The organism is Luteolibacter sp. Populi (assembly GCF_040801775.1).
Classification (GTDB): Bacteria; Verrucomicrobiota; Verrucomicrobiia; order Verrucomicrobiales; family Akkermansiaceae; genus Haloferula.
In genome coordinates this window covers 1,706,996-1,722,057 of sequence record NZ_CP161812.1, presented here as the reverse complement: position 1 = coordinate 1,722,057, position 15,062 = coordinate 1,706,996, and the positions used below count along the sequence as shown (strand labels likewise).

General features: G+C 61.0%; 15 protein-coding genes and 1 tRNA gene. 10 read left to right on the top strand and 6 right to left on the bottom strand.

Annotated features, from left to right (window positions below):
* Positions 1–40: 40 nt before the first annotated feature.
* The gene (locus ABWK72_RS06700) at positions 41–526 is read right to left on the bottom strand and encodes a hypothetical protein (protein WP_367874014.1); all 486 of its coding nucleotides are present in this window, start codon (positions 524–526) and stop codon (positions 41–43) included.
* Entirely contained in the window at positions 516–1,487 is a 972-nt protein-coding gene (locus ABWK72_RS06695; RefSeq protein ID WP_367874013.1) for a hypothetical protein, read from the bottom strand. The genes ABWK72_RS06700 and ABWK72_RS06695 overlap by 11 nt, the downstream gene beginning before the upstream one ends.
* A gap of 130 nt (positions 1,488–1,617) precedes the next feature.
* Between ABWK72_RS06695 and ABWK72_RS06690 the strand changes: the two genes are divergently transcribed.
* The 10 genes from ABWK72_RS06690 to ABWK72_RS06645 all read left to right on the top strand — a co-directional run bounded on the left by ABWK72_RS06690 (position 1,618) and on the right by ABWK72_RS06645 (position 12,242).
* Positions 1,618–2,226: a hypothetical protein gene (locus tag ABWK72_RS06690; RefSeq protein WP_367874012.1), complete on the top strand. Its 609-nt coding sequence runs from the start codon at positions 1,618–1,620 to the stop codon at positions 2,224–2,226.
* Positions 2,223–3,137, top strand: coding sequence for a hypothetical protein (locus tag ABWK72_RS06685; protein WP_367874011.1), 915 nt, complete (start codon positions 2,223–2,225; stop codon positions 3,135–3,137). The genes ABWK72_RS06690 and ABWK72_RS06685 overlap by 4 nt, the downstream gene beginning before the upstream one ends.
* 3 nt (positions 3,138–3,140) lie before the next feature.
* Complete coding sequence (locus ABWK72_RS06680; RefSeq protein ID WP_367874010.1) at positions 3,141–5,444, top strand: hypothetical protein; 2,304 nt, start codon at positions 3,141–3,143, stop codon at positions 5,442–5,444.
* A gap of 3 nt (positions 5,445–5,447) precedes the next feature.
* On the top strand, positions 5,448–9,161 hold the full coding sequence (locus tag ABWK72_RS06675) for a hypothetical protein (RefSeq protein WP_367874009.1): 3,714 nt from the start codon (positions 5,448–5,450) through the stop codon (positions 9,159–9,161).
* Positions 9,158–9,469: a hypothetical protein gene (locus ABWK72_RS06670; RefSeq protein ID WP_367874008.1), complete on the top strand. Its 312-nt coding sequence runs from the start codon at positions 9,158–9,160 to the stop codon at positions 9,467–9,469. Before ABWK72_RS06675 ends, ABWK72_RS06670 begins: the two co-directional genes overlap by 4 nt.
* Before the next feature lie 67 nt (positions 9,470–9,536).
* A complete protein-coding gene (locus tag ABWK72_RS06665; protein ID WP_367874007.1) occupies positions 9,537–9,818 on the top strand; it encodes a helix-turn-helix domain-containing protein in 282 nt (93 codons plus the stop codon).
* Positions 9,819–10,088: 270 nt separating this feature from the next.
* A complete protein-coding gene (locus tag ABWK72_RS06660) occupies positions 10,089–11,462 on the top strand; it encodes a hypothetical protein (protein WP_367874006.1) in 1,374 nt (457 codons plus the stop codon).
* Positions 11,463–11,509: 47 nt separating this feature from the next.
* Positions 11,510–11,806, top strand: a complete 297-nt coding sequence (locus ABWK72_RS06655; RefSeq protein ID WP_367874005.1) for a hypothetical protein — start codon at positions 11,510–11,512, stop codon at positions 11,804–11,806.
* Positions 11,803–12,081, top strand: a complete 279-nt coding sequence (locus tag ABWK72_RS06650) for a hypothetical protein (protein WP_367874004.1) — start codon at positions 11,803–11,805, stop codon at positions 12,079–12,081. Before ABWK72_RS06655 ends, ABWK72_RS06650 begins: the two co-directional genes overlap by 4 nt.
* A complete protein-coding gene (locus tag ABWK72_RS06645; protein WP_367874003.1) occupies positions 12,078–12,242 on the top strand; it encodes a hypothetical protein in 165 nt (54 codons plus the stop codon). Before ABWK72_RS06650 ends, ABWK72_RS06645 begins: the two co-directional genes overlap by 4 nt.
* Positions 12,243–12,293: 51 nt before the next feature.
* Here the strand turns inward: ABWK72_RS06645 and ABWK72_RS06640 are convergent, their stop codons facing one another.
* The 4 genes from ABWK72_RS06640 to ABWK72_RS06625 form a co-directional block, all read right to left on the bottom strand.
* Positions 12,294–12,725, bottom strand: coding sequence for a hypothetical protein (locus tag ABWK72_RS06640; RefSeq protein ID WP_367874002.1), 432 nt, complete (start codon positions 12,723–12,725; stop codon positions 12,294–12,296).
* A gap of 135 nt (positions 12,726–12,860) precedes the next feature.
* Positions 12,861–12,935, bottom strand: a tRNA-Val gene (locus tag ABWK72_RS06635).
* Positions 12,936–13,178: 243 nt separating this feature from the next.
* Positions 13,179–13,913, bottom strand: a complete 735-nt coding sequence (locus tag ABWK72_RS06630; protein WP_367874001.1) for a BlaI/MecI/CopY family transcriptional regulator — start codon at positions 13,911–13,913, stop codon at positions 13,179–13,181.
* 158 nt (positions 13,914–14,071) lie between these two features.
* On the bottom strand, positions 14,072–15,058 hold the full coding sequence (locus ABWK72_RS06625; protein ID WP_367874000.1) for a TlpA family protein disulfide reductase: 987 nt from the start codon (positions 15,056–15,058) through the stop codon (positions 14,072–14,074).
* Between the last annotated feature and the right edge of the window lie 4 nt (positions 15,059–15,062).

Sequence of the window (15,062 nt, the reverse complement as noted above, 5' to 3'; positions counted from 1 at the left end):
TAGTGGAAGTTTATTTCCGCGTTCTGCGCAAGCTTCACTGTCAAAGATGCTTCGCCGAGGCGCGAATCATCGAAAGTGAAAAATCCTCCAACTTCCGAAGCGCATAGAGAATTTCAAGAAAGCGCACAAGAGATCGAACGAAAAGACCGGCTCCTACTGAAAGGAATCCGGCAGCCAACCACCACGGGCACCGCTCTACAAATTTCCCCGATACAAGAATCAGAGTGGTGAAGACAAAAAGAAAGAGGCATCGGTCGATGTTGGCCCGGCACTCGCCGAAGACCTCGGTGAGATGCTCAACTTGGCTTTTCTTCAGCTCCACCTTCAACATTGCATCGATGATCCGAAATCGGAGATTGAAGGCCGCCACGGAAAATCCCGCCAGCACTACTGCCGCCGGCGTCAAGTAGCTGCTGGCTTCTTTCAGGCCAAATGCGTTGGCCATATGCACGAGGATAGCCGCAGCGACCACCGGCAGCGCCCAACCAGCGCCAAAAATCAGTAGATCTGTTGTTTTACTCCTCATTGACGTCCTTGTTCAACCTTCCATCAAGAAGTGCCTTCAAGCCAGTCCAAACAGAGGTTGCAGCAGCGATGCCATCAACATTTTGGGCATCGAGCTTGCCCTTGGTGATCAACTTGCCGCCCCGGATCTCTTTGCCGTCTTGAAGCACGATCGTGAGACTCTTGGTTTCCCCTTGAAGTCCGATAGCCAGGGCTTTCATGAAACTCTTAGTTTCAGCGCCTGCCTTGGTTTTGGCAGAGAATGCAACGGTGGCCCTCAGCCCCGAGGTCTCGACATGCTCAAAACCTGCCATCTTGGCATACAATGACTTCGGGATCAGGCCCGGGAAAAAACCTTCGGTCAGATCGATCACGCCCACATCCTCGTCGACATCCTTCCGTGCAAAAATGTCCGCGAGCGAAGCGCCTAGTCTGATTTCCTTCACGCCAGTGGCTTCGATCCGCTTGGCAACTTCTTTGGGTGTCTCGTCGATCAACCTGATGTTGCCTGATTTGAAACCTCCGGATGATCGAAGGAACCAATTCAGGTAGTCAGCCAAAGCGTGGAAAGTAAGCGAACCGCCTTGGACATAGGCCAGCCGATCTTCGCTCACCGCAAAAAACAGCGTGGCGTCGACGTGCTCCTGGGGTTCCCCATCCTCAGATGGGGGCACTGCGGCGGTGTCGACTTCCATTTGTGCCGCCGGGTCGTCGGCGTGCGGTCGCACCACCTCAATATTCTTTCCGCCCTCGAACTGCCGCAGAGCGCCCACGAGACACTGATCGAAGTCGGAGTGTTCGTCTATGAACCGTCGCACGGGGTGGTCCGGGGTGCGCCTCCATTGGCGTTCTTTGTTGAGTGACACCTTCGCCAAACACTGGCGAAGAACGGCCTCCAAGTGGGGGCCCGGACAGCCCTCAGCGGCTGACCAGTCGACGATCTTGATGTAGCCCGTTTTCGGGGCGATGGTAATTTGAGCCATGGGAGGGCGACCGTTAGCCTACTGGCCCTGTCAAGGGGGTGATTCCGGCATTACGGAACGGATATGAATGCCTTCAATACACATTTGTAATAAAGTTGCGTTAACGCTCGAGTCCGGATAAAACGGCTACATGCATGCGAGGGTCGCCGGACACGGCCAGAGCGAAGCGGGCGCGGTCTCGAATGACCCCGGCCCGATGGTGGCCGACCGCTCCGAGCCGGAGGCAGAGACCCGGCACGAGATCACCTCGTCTCTGGCTGACCGTGCGGAGGTGGCGATGCTGGCGGCACTTCAGGCCGGGCACGTTCACCTTGTGGAAATGCCGGTGACGCACCGTTTCGCGGAAGGGCTCTACATCCGCACGATCTTCATTCCGGCGGGGACCGTGCTGACCAGCCGGGAGCATCTTCACCAGCACCCTTTCGTTATCAGCCAGGGCGACATTTCCGTGACGAGCGAGAAGGAAGGGGCCGTGAGATACACCGCCCCGCATGTCGGGATCACCGAGCCGGGGACGCGCCGCGTTCTTGCCGCTCACGCCGACACCACTTGGACGACGGTTCATCTCAACCCTACCAACGAGACCGACCCGGACAAGATCGTTTTGGAGATCACCGGCCACGACAACCCGCTGGTTGACCCTTCGTGTCCGCTACTCCGCGCATGGAGCAAAGATCACTCGACCGACGCCGCGCTTGAGCAGGCAACCGCCCCAACCATCACCACAGCAGAATCATGAGTGTCGCAGTCCTTGGAGTAGGTGGAACCATCGCAGCCGGAACCGCAGTCGTCGGTGCCGGTGCTTCGATTTACGGGGCATCGCAGGCCGGGGGCAGCGGTGGGGGAGCGCCGCCGATGCTGACGCCCAAGAAAAGCCTGCTGTCCTACCTGAAAGGCTTGGATGCCGGGTTGCCGGATCTCTACGACATGGAGAGCGAATACAGGCCTCAATTCGGCGGCCTGAACCTCGCCGACCAAGGGCAGTATCTCACCGGCTTGCTCGGCCTGGGCGGACAGGCTAACAGCGCGGCCAGCCAGCAGCTCCAAGCGGCCCGGCAAGCTGAGTTCGGCAATATGGCCGGGAACTCCTCCGCGGTGATGAGCCTGCTAGGCGGAGTCAATCCCTACGGCAAGCAGGCGATGGAGCGCACCGCTAGCATGGCGGATACCGCTTACCAGCGGGCAATCGGGCCGCTGAGTTTCGAGGACAAGCGCACGGCAGACCAGACAGCGAGGGAGGGGATGCAGGCCCGTGGACGGGTGAATGATAACGTCGGGATCTTCGCCGAAATGTTAGGCCGCGACGACATGAAGGAGAAGCGCCGCAATGAAGCGCTGAACATGATGAACCAGAGTTTCGCGACCAGCCAGCAATACAGCTCCCCGGCTCTCTCCTTGCTTGGTGGCGTCCCGGCATCGGTGGCATTCGGCCAGGATTACCTGGGCCAGTCCGCCGGAGCGATCGGGAAGAACGGCCCCCAGTTTATCAATCCCGACGCGGGCATGAATATGGGCATGGCGCAAAATCAAAACCTCGCTTCGTGGAGCGCCGCGCAGGCGACCCAGCAGGCGGGACAGAATGCCATGTGGGGCCAGCTTGGAAGCTCCCTGATGGGCATTGGCGCGAACTACTTCAAACCCACCACCTGAGCCATGGCACGAATCGGCGACTATCTCCGCCCCGAGTTGGGCATTATCGACTATCAGACCCCGGCTCTCCAGCAGGCGCAGATGCAGATGCAGACCGGCGACATGCTGGCCAAGGCGCTTGCCGGGATTGGTGAGGTGATCGGCGAGCGGCGGCAGGCGCAGTCCGATGTGAAGGCCAGCGGCAAGCTGATTCGGGAAGCGGCGGAGGCGATGCCTAACGAATTGGGCGGCATGCTCAATATTGCTGACTTCCTCGACAGCAAGGAAGGCGACCTTAACGAAAAGCTGTCTCTGGCAAAGACCATCGCGCCGATGATGGAACTTGGCATTTCCAAGTATGAATCCGACCGAGATTTCGGACTGAAGGACCGGGGCATGAAGGTGCAAGAGGGCCAGCTTGGACTTGCGCGGGAGCAGTATAACTTGGACGCCGGAGTCTCGACCGCCAAGTGGCAGCGCGAGCAGCAGACCAAGCGCGGGCAGGCCGTGGGGCGCTTCGCTGCTCTCATGGAATCGACGGCACCCTATGCGGACAAGCTCCCGCAGATGCAGGGCACGCAGAAGATTTTCTTGGAGGCGATCCAGAACGAGGATTACGACGGCGCGCTGGCGACGGTGGACGCGCTAGAGAAGAACCTTGGCAAGCAGTTGGACGGCGCGATGAAGCCGCTGGAGCTGAAGCCGCACAAGATGGGCGGCGAACTGAACGGCAAGCCCTACGAGTTAGACTTGCTGGTGGACCCGCAGGGGAACTTCTACGACATCAACCGGAATCCCATCAATCGCCAGCAGCAGCAAGGCGCTTGGGGCGACGGCAGCGGCGGGGAATCCCTGCCGGGCGCAAGCATCGTGCCGGAGTTGGACGCCAACGGGATGATTTCCGCGGCCACCGAAGCGCAGGTGAAGCAGGCCGCCCGCGGATACCTCTCCCGTCCCGACGTGGACATGGACAAGGTGCCGCTGGGAATGCGGAACAACAATCCCACGAACATCATCTTCCCCGGCATGGGATATGCGCAGCGAGTCGGAGCTCTCGGTGGGTCGCGCAATCAGGATTCAGGATCGAGCAAGCCCGGCGGCGGCAGCTATAATCAGCTTGTCTTTGCCGACCCCGTAACCGGGATGAAGGCGGGCGCGGATCTTGCGGCCCGGAAATACAGCGGCGGGATGAAGACCGCGGCGCAGCTCATTGCCGGTTCTAGCGGATGGACGCCCGGCAACAACGAGGCCGCGGCGAACGTGGCCCGCGCCATGGGAGTTTCGCCGGGTGCCGACCTCCGCCTGAATGATCCCTCGCGGATGAAGTCTTTCCTGAAGGCGCTGGTGAAGCAGGAACACGGTAACGCGGGCGGACTCTACAAGGATGACGTTTACAACCGCGCTCTTGGAATCGGAGCGCCAACGCAGGCACCGGCACAGGGCGGCGGTATGTCACTGACGGATGCCATGCGGTCTTTCGGGGTGCTTCCCGAGGAGAAGCGACCCGCCGCCCGCGCCCTCGATGGCATCGACATTTCGCAGTATATGCGCGAGTCGCCAGCGCCAGCCGATCCGCGGGCAGCCGAAAAGATAGACGGCGACCTTCTCATGAAGGCCATGCAGATGGGCCAGGAGGGAACCACCCCGAGAAACGCCGCCGGACCAGCTCCTGCCGTCAAGCTTGACCCGCGGATTTTCGATGGCATCCCACAGGCCCCGACCCTTGGGCAGCGTCCCCTCGTGTCCCCGAAGGTCACGCCACAGGAAGCACAGGAGATGCGCCGCGGCGAGTCGGGCGACAAGCGTCTGGAGACCACCATGCAGGAAGCTGGAGCGCTCGCAGGGACTATCGCCAATCTCAAGCAGACCGACGCGCTGCTCGATCAGGTGCAAACCGGCTTCGGTGCCGAGACGATCACCGCAGCCAAGCGAATTCTTGGGCAAGACGTGGCATCCGCTGAACAACTCCAGACTTTGCTTGGCGATCAGGTGATGGCCCGCGTGGCGCAGACCAAGGGCGCGGTGACGGATCGGGAGATGGAACTTTTCCGCCAGTATTCCGCGAACTTCGGGAAGACGAACGACGGGAACAAGAAGATCGTGGCTTTCGCGATCAAAGCCGCGGAGCGGGCCAAGAAGATCCAGACCACTATCGCCGCGGGATTCCGCACCGGTAAGTCGCCATTCGAGATCGAGGCCGAAGTGCAGGCCGTGCGCGATGGTGATTCACTGGAAGGAATGCTGGCACCACCAGCACCGCCACCCCCGAGGGGCATCCCGTTGGATGAGGAGAAGGAAAACGAATTTTGGAACACAAAGCCCCGTTGAAATATGGCTTGGGAATTTGTCGGTGAAAACAGCTTCGAGGGCAAGGTGGTCGAGGAGGCCCGCCAGGAGAAGCAGCAGGACAGCGGCTTTAACAAAGGCGTGCAGGAAATTCTTGGGCGGCACCTTACCCGCCAGCAGATCCGCGCTCAGGAGTTGAATGCCGCGCCATCGCCGGAGATCCCTTACGGTTTCGAGCAGGGCACCGGCCAGAGCGTGCAGCTTGAGAAGCCGATGCCGCAACGCAACAAGGCTCCCGGCGGTCTGGTGCCGCTATCCGTTCCCGGTGCCGTGATGCTCCGCGGATATGTGGATGAGTCCGGCAAGCCCACCCCTGCCGGACGCCAATTCTACAAGCTCCGCGGCGAAGGACTGTTCGATGACGACGGCCTGCTGACCGAGAAGGGAAAAGCCTATGTGATGCCGCTGGGCGATGCGCTGCTGCCGCAGAATCTCGACGCCTTCACCGTCCGCGAGCGTGACGGGCTCGAAATGGAAGAGAAGAAACCATGGCCGGAATTTTTCAAGGAGCTTGGCGGCGAGTTGGGCGGTGCCGTGATGACGCTGGGGACGCTGGGCAAGGGCATGACCGGCCTGCCGATGGCATTCGTCACGGGCAAGATGGACAAGGAAGACGCCGAGGCGATCTTCGCGGGTCTAAACTTCGGGGAAGGGGCCATTGAATCTTACGGATCGCTCGGATCAGGCGGCTATTCCGCCGCCCGCAAGCTCGGCAACTTCCTCACCGGCGACGATGCGGGATATTATCAGGCCCGGCAGGATCACGAGCGGTTCAAGAGCGAGCTGGATACCGTGAATTTCGGCAATTACCTGGGCTTGTTGGACGACTCCAACCAGATCACCGAGGCCACGAATAAGATTGAGCAGGTGACGCGGGCGCAACTCGGTGACAAAGCCCCGGAGATCGAGCGGCACGCCGAGCTTTCCGGTGCCATCTTCGGCGATCCGGCGAATTACGCCTCTCTCGGAACGGGACTTCTAGTAGGTGGCGGCACCAAAACCGCAAACGCCTTCAGGATCGCCGGGAATGTGGAGCGTGCGCTTGCGGCCCGAGCAACTGCGGCCGCATTTGAAGCCGAGACCCAGCTCGCCAAGGGTGCCTTGTCGCGAACTGCACGTGCAGGCGAGGTTGCCGCACAGCGCGCTGAGGATTTGAACGGCATCGGACAGCTTGAGAGGGCTGCACGGCTGGAGGAGACCGCCACACGGCTGGCCCTGGTGGGAGAGAGCAAGGCCGCGGCACTTCCGCTGCTGGAAGAGAAAGCGAAAGCCGCCTTCATGCTCGCCGAAAAGCTAGGAAAGCAGGCTGGTGCAGGTGAAACCATCCTTGGTGTGATCCAGTCGGCGCGAGAGGCGCGGAAAATCCCCTTCGAGGTGATCGGCAAGACCATGGAGAACGTGGGAGGGCGGGTGATGCAGCTCAATGACGAGGTGGCCAAGTTTGTGGAGCGCCATGGCTTCGATGAAAAGGCCCTCGCGATGATCGGCAGCATCGGAGGCGGTATCGTCGGCGGAGTTCCTGGTGCAAGTCTCGGTGCGATGGCTGGTTTCGCTCCAAAGATCCGACTTGCGGGGCCGATGCTGAAGCAGTGGGGCACTTTCACCCGGACCTTGGGCCGCGAGATCGTCAAAGAGCGCGGATCGGTCCCTTTCTGGCAGCGCGTTGCCAATGCGAGCGAACTTTCCCCGATTGCACGTGCGACAGCGCACCTTGCCGACATGGCGACCCTGGGCGGACGCGCCGGAGTGCCGGTGCGCGCCCTCAAGCGTGGCGTTCAAGGCTCGATTGCCGCGGTGCCAGTCAATGCGGCTTTCGAGTTCATCGCAGACGGCGGAGAGATCACCCCGGCGGGCTTTCAACGCATCATCGGCAACTCGATTGTCTTCGGTGGCGGTGGTGCCACGCTTGGCGGTCTGGTGCAGGGAACCGTGCTGGCGAAGCGTGCGAAGTCGGCGGGCAATGAATTGAATTTCCGACAGAATCTCGCCCCGGATCAATCCGCGCTTTTCGCCACGATGCCGACACCGGCCCGGCGCGTCATGTCCGAGACCGCAGCCGCCTTTCCGTCCCTGAAATGGAAGTTGTCCGACGCAGCCGATAGCTTTTATGACGCCCGGACCAACACGGTGCAGGTGGGCAGAGATCCGGGCCGGTTGCTAGAGGCGGTGGTCGCTCATGAAGTGAATCACCACGTGGCCTACAAGGGGCAGATGGAGGCAGGGATCACCGCGGCGCTAGTCGGCACCGAGGGCACCGGCGGAATCTTCCGATCCGCAGACGGAACGCTGGACCCGCATTTCCGCGAGTTCATGGAGTCCTACAACAAGAGCGCCGAAGCACAGGGGACGCGCCCTATCAACATCGAGGAAGCGGCGGTGGAATACTTCGTGGATTCGGCCACCAAGGACTTGCTGGACATGACCAACGGCGGACAGCTCCAGCGCTACGCCGGACGCAGCCAGGCAGCACGAATGGCGCACGAACTGGTCCGCACCGTCATTGCCCGCGCCCCGCTGCTCTCGGATCTATTCTACAAGATCGGCGGAGCCACCGACAAGGGCGGCCAGATCGTGCAGGGCACCGGCATCATGCAGGACGGCATCCGCACCTTGCCCGGTGCCAAGGCGATGCTGCGGAATTACCTCCGCGACCGTGCAGGCCGGACAGGAGATCCGAAGGTGAGCATGAAGGAGGACGCGGCCCCGGTGAATATCGAGCTGGCCCACGCGAGCAAGCCGCTGCTCGATCAGATGGCGTCCGTATTCCAGACCGACGCCGCCGGGAAGGTGATCTACGGCGCAGACGGTCTTCCGGTCTTCATCACCCGCGACACCGACAAGGCCCGCTCGCAGGCAGGCTTCGCTCTAACCGAGTCCATCGGCAAAAGCATCGCCGCCGGCGAGAATACCGCGAAGGGGCAAGTGCGACCCACGGATGAAGGGAAATGGGAGGGGCGATACTTCCCTGACAAGGCGATCAAGGATCTTGCCGACAGCGGGGTTCTGAACGCTCGCCAGATTGCAAACCTCCGCATGACCAATGCCGCGGCGAAGAGAGGGAAGGGTGAACGCTTCTGGCTGGTCTATCAGCCCGGCACGATCAAGCGGCCCGGCAAGTCAGCCCGGTATGGCTCGCTTTCACCAACCTTCCGGGATGTAGTGCCGGTGGCCCACTCGGTCAGCGGTCAGGGGAATATCCTGGTTCACCTTTTCAGCGTGACGGCTCTCGACAAGAACGTGACCAAGCGGGCGGCATCGAGCGCGGGAAAGAATCTCTACGGCGGCGACACGAACGCGATCAAGACGGACGCTCAGGCGATGATGGATGCGCACGCCAGCCGCGGCGAGTCCCGGACGTATTTCAACGAGAAGTATGGCCCGCTTGATGCCGAGGCGCATTTGAATTTCATCAACTCCCTTTTCGGGACCGACACCAAGGCGCAGCGGAACATCAATCCGCTTTTCGATGCCGACAAAATCACCGCCAAGGATGGGGTCTATCGGAGTTATCGCCTGGACAGAATTAATCAGGCCACGCGGCTGCAAGGGGTGCCGATGCCGTTTGACTATGAGGCCATGCGCGACCGCCGCCTGCCCGCCTCCTTCCATTTGAACCTCGCGCCTAACGGACTGCCGGATTTCGCGCCTGCGAGTCCCCGCCCTGCACCCTTGATCCGCGAAGCTGAGTTTTCCCAATGACAGAGACCACGACCGAGACCCCCGCGGTGGGGAGTTTGGAATACTGGCGGGAGGAAGTCCGCAGGTGGGTGATCGCCAATCCCGGCAGCCGCAAAGCCCGTCAGGTGAAGGAGCCGGAAACCGCCGCCATGGTCCTGCACCTCCGCTCGCAAGGAACATCCCAGCACGCCACCAAGAAGGCCACAGGCGTCTGCCGGTTAGAGATCGGTCAAATCCTCTGGAGGCACAAGGAGGCAATGGACGCTTGCCGGGCCATGCTTGGCACTGGGGTAGGGGGCCACGCTGCTAGCGCTGCCGGGTCAGGGTGAAGGGGGGCGGTTTCCGGGTGCCCTCGCTCACAATCGATTCTGGAGCGTTTCCGGTGTAGGGGAGGAGATGGCTGATGAACTCCATTTAAATGACGCTCAGATCCTCAAGCTTGCTGAGGCGATCGGTAGGACGTTGACGAAATATGCATCCGCTCTGCACCCCGGCTGGTTCTCGGTCGAGTCCGCAGCCGCCTACACCGACTTCTCCTACGCCACGATCGATAACGCGATCAAGGCCGGGAAGCTGAAGTGTCGCAAGGTGCAAGCAACCGGCACAGGCAAGCATCTATCCAAGCGCATCAAGCGCGAGTGGCTGGACGCCTGGATTGAAGACCAGCCGGAGGACTGAGTTGCCGAAGCAGCACCTCCTTACGCGATCACGGAATGGTGGCTTACCCTGAGGCTGATTCATTTCCGCGTTGCCAGGGCTGGCCCGGCGGTGCTACACGCATTCCGCCGGGTGTTGAGTCCCGGTCCGCACTCGAAACCGGTCTAACTACCCGGCAGCGGTCCAAATACGAGAACACGAGATTTAAGGTCCGTCGCGGAAGCCCGTGGGAGTAGTTCCCCGCGGGAAAGGTGCTCAACCACCGTTCCGCGGCGGACTTTTTTTCGTCCGATGAAAACCAAACAGGCCACCAAGAAGGCCAACCCAAACAAGAAGGCTGCAACCGTCACCGCAGCCACCACCGGCACCAAGAAGACGACCAGCAGGGCGAAACCGCTGCCCGTTGTCATCACCGGCAAGACCGCAACCGAGATCCGCAAGCAAGCGAAGATCACGGGCGGCAAGATAAACGACATCGCGACCATTTACTGCGCCGCGGGGATCGAGCAGGCGGAGGCCGCATACGCCCGAGGCAAAGAGCTAAGACCCGAGCCCGGCGGATCGATCGTGAACGGCATCGATCCGGTTACAGGCAAGGTCGAGTCGCAGAGCGTGCTGGATGCTGACACGACGATTCTACTGGAGCAGATCGCTGCCAAGCAGGGCAAGCCCCCCGGCGAGGTGCTAGAGGCGCTTTTGACCGAGGCATTCGAGGCGGACACGATCAAGATGGGCGACATTGAGCGGCACGCGAAGATCGCCAGCGCCCGCAGCGAAGCTCTCGCAACGCGGCTAGGTCTCCGAAGGAAGGATCTTCACTCTATCATCTTCGCTGCCGGTCTTGCTGCCATAGAGCGCGAGATGGAAGGCAATGGTGGAGAGATCACCGTGCCGCTTCGTTTCGATGTGGCGGGAGACACCGCCGGGAAGCTTTCGCCGATTTACATGGATCGCGAGCTTGTGGAATTGTTCACCGAGTTCTGCACCGTGGCGGACATCGTGCCCGGCGAATATTTGGAGGTAACGCTGCGGCAGGAGATCGACGATACCATCGGTAATTCGCGGGTGCTGGAGAGCGAGCGGCGGCGCGATGACGGAAGCCCAATTTTCGAGGGCATGCTTTCGCATCTTTATCACGGCTACCAATACACCCCGGCAGAGTGGGCGGGGATGGTGCCGAAGTTCATTGCGATCATCACCCGCGAGCGGGCCAAGCTCGACCCCGGCATCGACCCGGAGGGCAAAGAGTGGGTTTCGGAGTCCGTGCCCGATGAAACGCATGAGGCGCTGACCAAGCTCGCCGAAATGGCGGGCCTGAGCCTCCCTGATTTCGTCCGTGATGTAGTCGGACGGGCGATCAAGGAACATGCGGCGATGCGTGCCGGTGATGGCATGAAATCCCTGAGCCCTGAGCAGACCGAGGGCATCATGCAGGAATGGCGGGCCAACGGTGGGGACATCGGGGACGCCATGGCACGGCTGATGCGCCTTGGCGTCGAAAGCAAAGGTGCGGACGGCATCGTGATCCGCTTGTCCGATCTTGCCCCCGACGTTCAGGCCGGAGTCGCCGAGATGGCAAGCCGTGAAGGAGTGAGCAAGGGCGAGGTGATGGCACGGGCCATCCTTCCTGCCATCCAACCTCAACAGGGAGGGGCAGGAGCATGAACGCGCAAGAGACCTCCACCCGGAAAAGGCGAGTGAAGATTCCCAGCATGGTGGATTGCCCGGAAACGAAGCTGCCGCTCTTCGTTGACGAAATGATGGCCCGCCGTCTTGGGATCATCTGCCAAGCGGCAGGAGTCGATCCCGTGGCTTTCATGGAACACGTGGTGGGCGACCTGCTGCGGAATGCCCTGTGCAGTTCGGAAGCTGCCGAGCAGTCGGATGACTTCGGGGGCGCGTTCGACGTTCTCTTGACCGAGTGGGAATTCACCAGCGAAGAGCGCGCCGACACCAAGCGGCGATTCGTGCAACTGATCCGTGAGGAAGAGGGGAGGCCGATCAAATGAAGGCTTCCGTAAAGCGCCCGCGGTTCTCCGAAATTAACTTCGACGGACAGGAGCCGGTAAAGGTGGTTGTCCTTCCCGATTGGGGGAATCCCAAGTCCCGCCAGTGGCGCGGCAAGGGTGTCGTGCTGACCCGTTCTAACCTCGCGATGCTATATCGACGGTGGCGCGGCAAGGGTGGTAAGCCACGCGGCGGAATGGTCCTTGCCTCCATGCTCCTCGACCTGCTGATGAAGCGCGCCCCGGCCATCATTGAAGAAGGGAAAACCGAAGCGTGAGCGATACCCTGCCCGTGTGGATCATCCTTGGCCTAGCTATCGTCTGTCTGGCGCGCTGCTGCTGGCCCAAGCCGATCCGGGGGCGCGAGATCATCCACCGAGCCAAGACCGCGACAGAGGCCAATGCCGAGCGGCTGGCGCAGCGGTTCAAGAGACGCTGAATCGGACACCCTGTCTTATCTGCCCCGGCTGCCGATGGTGGCCGGGGCTTTCTATTGCTGCACGTTCGGGTCCGGCGGCGTGATGGCGCTGAACACGACCCACGACAGCAGGCCCGCCGACACTGCCCACGGGATCGCCGACCAATCACCTGCACCAGCACCGAGGCACCGCCAGACAAGCGCCACGATAAGCGCAGGACCGAAGGCCAGGAGGAAGCGAATCAGCGCTGTGCTGGGCAGGCCCGGCTCTACCTGTGTCGAGTCGAGCAGCACTGTGCCGTCGCTGTATTCTTCCATGAACCTGCCGCACTCCTCCATGTCCTTTGTGACGGCTTGCAGGCGATATGCGGGAAAGACAAATCCCGCTCGCCTCATATGCTCCACCACCACCTTGTCGAGAACGGCACGGGAGACGGACAGTCCGGGCGGCACGGCGACCTCTTGTCCTTGGTCGGTGCGGTAGGTGCATGGTCTCGTTCTCATGGGAGGACGCCCGCTCTACACCATCGGAGCGAAAATTTCCAAGGTTTTGCGGCAGGGGTCACTTTAGGTGACACGCAACCTGTTAGGATCGCCGGCGATTGTTGCAACTCGCTAACAGTGGGGCACTTGGGAAGATGGTGCGCGATACTGGGATCGAACCAGTGACCCCCACCGTGTCAAGGTGGTGCTCTACCGCTGAGCTAACCGCGCTAATGTGCCCCCGGACGGGGGCGGGAGAATGGGCGGCGTTTTGAGGGGATGCAACCCCTTTTTTTCGATCCGGAAGCACTGAATTCCGGGGCTTTCATTCCGGGGAATCCGCCGGTCCCGATCCCAAGGCAATAAAAATGGCGGGGAGCCGAAACTCCCCGCCGTTTGAGACAGTTGACTCGATGCGGAACAGGCCGTCCGGCGGATGCCATCGGGCGCTGCTGCGAATGGAGTGAAACCTTATCAGGCTTTTTTGGCAGCCTTCTTAGCAGCCTTCTTAGCCGGAGCGGCCTTCTTGGCGGACTTGGCGGCCTTCTTGGCAGGTGCCTTCTTCGCCGGAGCAGCCTTCTTGGCGGCGGCCTTCTTGGCAGGTGCCTTCTTCGCTACGGTCTTCTTGGCAACCTTCTTGGCGGCCTTCTTGGCGGACCTTGCAGCCTTCTTCGCGGCCTTCTTGGCCGGAGCCTTCTTCGCTACCTTCTTGGCCGGAGCCTTCTTAGCGGCGGCCTTTTTGGCAGGTGCTTTCTTGGCGGCGGCCTTCTTAGCCGGAGCCTTCTTAGCAGCGGCCTTTTTGGCCGGTGCCTTCTTCGCTGTTTTTTTTGCAGCCATTGCTTTGTGTCTTTTGAGTTCGCGTTCGATGTTGGTTTTCTCGTCCGGCGTTAATGTGCCGGCGGAGAGTAGTGCGAGAATCGCCTCACCGAGACGACCCCCGAAAGCATTGGTGAGAAACTCGTGCGAGGCACGGCTGACAATCGTGTTCTGCGGATGGGCGGCTTCATAGACATGAGCCCTGCCTTCACGTGCCCGCTTCACGAGCTTCTTGCGTTCGAGACTTTGCAATACCGACAGCACCGTGGTGTAGGCCCGGTCTTTCCCGTCGGGAAGAGCTTCAAGTACGGCACTTACCGTAGAAGGACCGTCGTGCCACAACACGGATAGCGCTTGCAGCTCGAGATTGGAGGGATGTGTGACTCGTGCCATGATCTTGTGAGCGCCCGAATTGGTGGCACCATAAAGCTAGTAGTTCGGAAATACGTCAAGTTCAAACTACCGGATTTTTCATCAAACTTAAATAAATTTGCAGTGCTCTGCCGCGCTGCAAATCTGTCTACGATATTTATCGTAGTTCGAGGCCTGCCTCACTTGCCTTCCAATGCGGGCCGCTTCGCTGCAGGCACCAGCTTGGAAAGAGCTTCCCACAAGTGATCTTCCGACGGATGACCGTTGAAGAGCACCTTGCCTTCAGGTGATACGAGCACCATCGCGGGCACGCTCTGGATGCGCAAAAGACGCGAGAGGGTGTCTTGCTCGCGATCGATCAACCATGCACCCGGAGGCTTCTCGCCGAGCGTTGCGGAGATTCTCTTCGCATCCTTCACGGCATCGGGCTCGGCATCGGCCATGATCGAAACGATGGCGATGCCGTGCTTCTGAAGTTCGAGCGCGGTGACCTTGAAGTCGGGCATGCTGTCCTCGCACTCGCGGCTCCACGGCGACCAGAAGTGGAAGAGCATGCCCTTCTTCCTGGTCATGAGCGATGACAAGACGACGGGCTCTGCGGCGAGGATCGAGGTGAACTTCCCGGCGAAGTCGACCGTCACCGCGCGCATCGCTTCATCCATGCGCAGGCGGTCGATGTGCGGTGCGAAGGCCGAGCCCTGGCGAGGGCTGAGCCAGAAGGCCTCGGTGATGTGCTTCTTGAAGCCGTCCTTGTCGTCCTTGCGCAGCGCGGAAATGGCCTCGACGTATTCGATCACCGCCAGCCAGTCCTCGCGCACGGCGAAGATCTCGGACTCCTCGATCTTGAAGCTGTCCTTGCGCTTTATGAATTCGGGCAGCATCGCGGCCAGCTTCTCATCGTCACGGCGGTCTACGTGGTAGAGGAAGGTAGCCTCGATGATGGCCTGGTCGGCCACGCCGGCCTCGCGGGCTTTCTTCGCCGCGGCATCGAAGGCCGCGCTGTCGCCGCGCTCGGAGAGCATGCGCTCGAGCGCGGCGCGTTTCGGCGGCAGCTTGGCGTAGGGATCCTCTTCCGGTTTACCATGGTCATGGTCGTCCTCGGCGGCGAAGGCGGTGGCCGCGATCGTTACCAGCGCGAGGGTCTTGATGAATCCGGAAAAGGTCATGGAG

Bases quoted from the DNA above. Each gene is read 5' to 3' on its own strand.
- ABWK72_RS06665 (WP_367874007.1), top strand. From the start codon at position 9,537: ATGGCTGATGAACTCCATTTAAATGACGCTCAGATCCTCAAGCTTGCT.
- ABWK72_RS06625 (WP_367874000.1), bottom strand. From the start codon at position 15,058: ATGACCTTTTCCGGATTCATCAAGACCCTCGCGCTGGTAACGATCGCG.
- ABWK72_RS06685 (WP_367874011.1), top strand. From the start codon at position 2,223: ATGAGTGTCGCAGTCCTTGGAGTAGGTGGAACCATCGCAGCCGGAACC.
- ABWK72_RS06675 (WP_367874009.1), top strand. From the start codon at position 5,448: ATGGCTTGGGAATTTGTCGGTGAAAACAGCTTCGAGGGCAAGGTGGTC.
- ABWK72_RS06680 (WP_367874010.1), top strand. From the start codon at position 3,141: ATGGCACGAATCGGCGACTATCTCCGCCCCGAGTTGGGCATTATCGAC.
- ABWK72_RS06695 (WP_367874013.1), bottom strand. From the start codon at position 1,487: ATGGCTCAAATTACCATCGCCCCGAAAACGGGCTACATCAAGATCGTC.
- ABWK72_RS06700 (WP_367874014.1), bottom strand. From the start codon at position 526: ATGAGGAGTAAAACAACAGATCTACTGATTTTTGGCGCTGGTTGGGCG.
- ABWK72_RS06655 (WP_367874005.1), top strand. From the start codon at position 11,510: ATGGTGGATTGCCCGGAAACGAAGCTGCCGCTCTTCGTTGACGAAATG.
- ABWK72_RS06640 (WP_367874002.1), bottom strand. From the start codon at position 12,725: ATGAGAACGAGACCATGCACCTACCGCACCGACCAAGGACAAGAGGTC.
- ABWK72_RS06690 (WP_367874012.1), top strand. From the start codon at position 1,618: ATGCATGCGAGGGTCGCCGGACACGGCCAGAGCGAAGCGGGCGCGGTC.
- ABWK72_RS06660 (WP_367874006.1), top strand. From the start codon at position 10,089: ATGAAAACCAAACAGGCCACCAAGAAGGCCAACCCAAACAAGAAGGCT.
- ABWK72_RS06650 (WP_367874004.1), top strand. From the start codon at position 11,803: ATGAAGGCTTCCGTAAAGCGCCCGCGGTTCTCCGAAATTAACTTCGAC.
- ABWK72_RS06630 (WP_367874001.1), bottom strand. From the start codon at position 13,913: ATGGCACGAGTCACACATCCCTCCAATCTCGAGCTGCAAGCGCTATCC.
- ABWK72_RS06670 (WP_367874008.1), top strand. From the start codon at position 9,158: ATGACAGAGACCACGACCGAGACCCCCGCGGTGGGGAGTTTGGAATAC.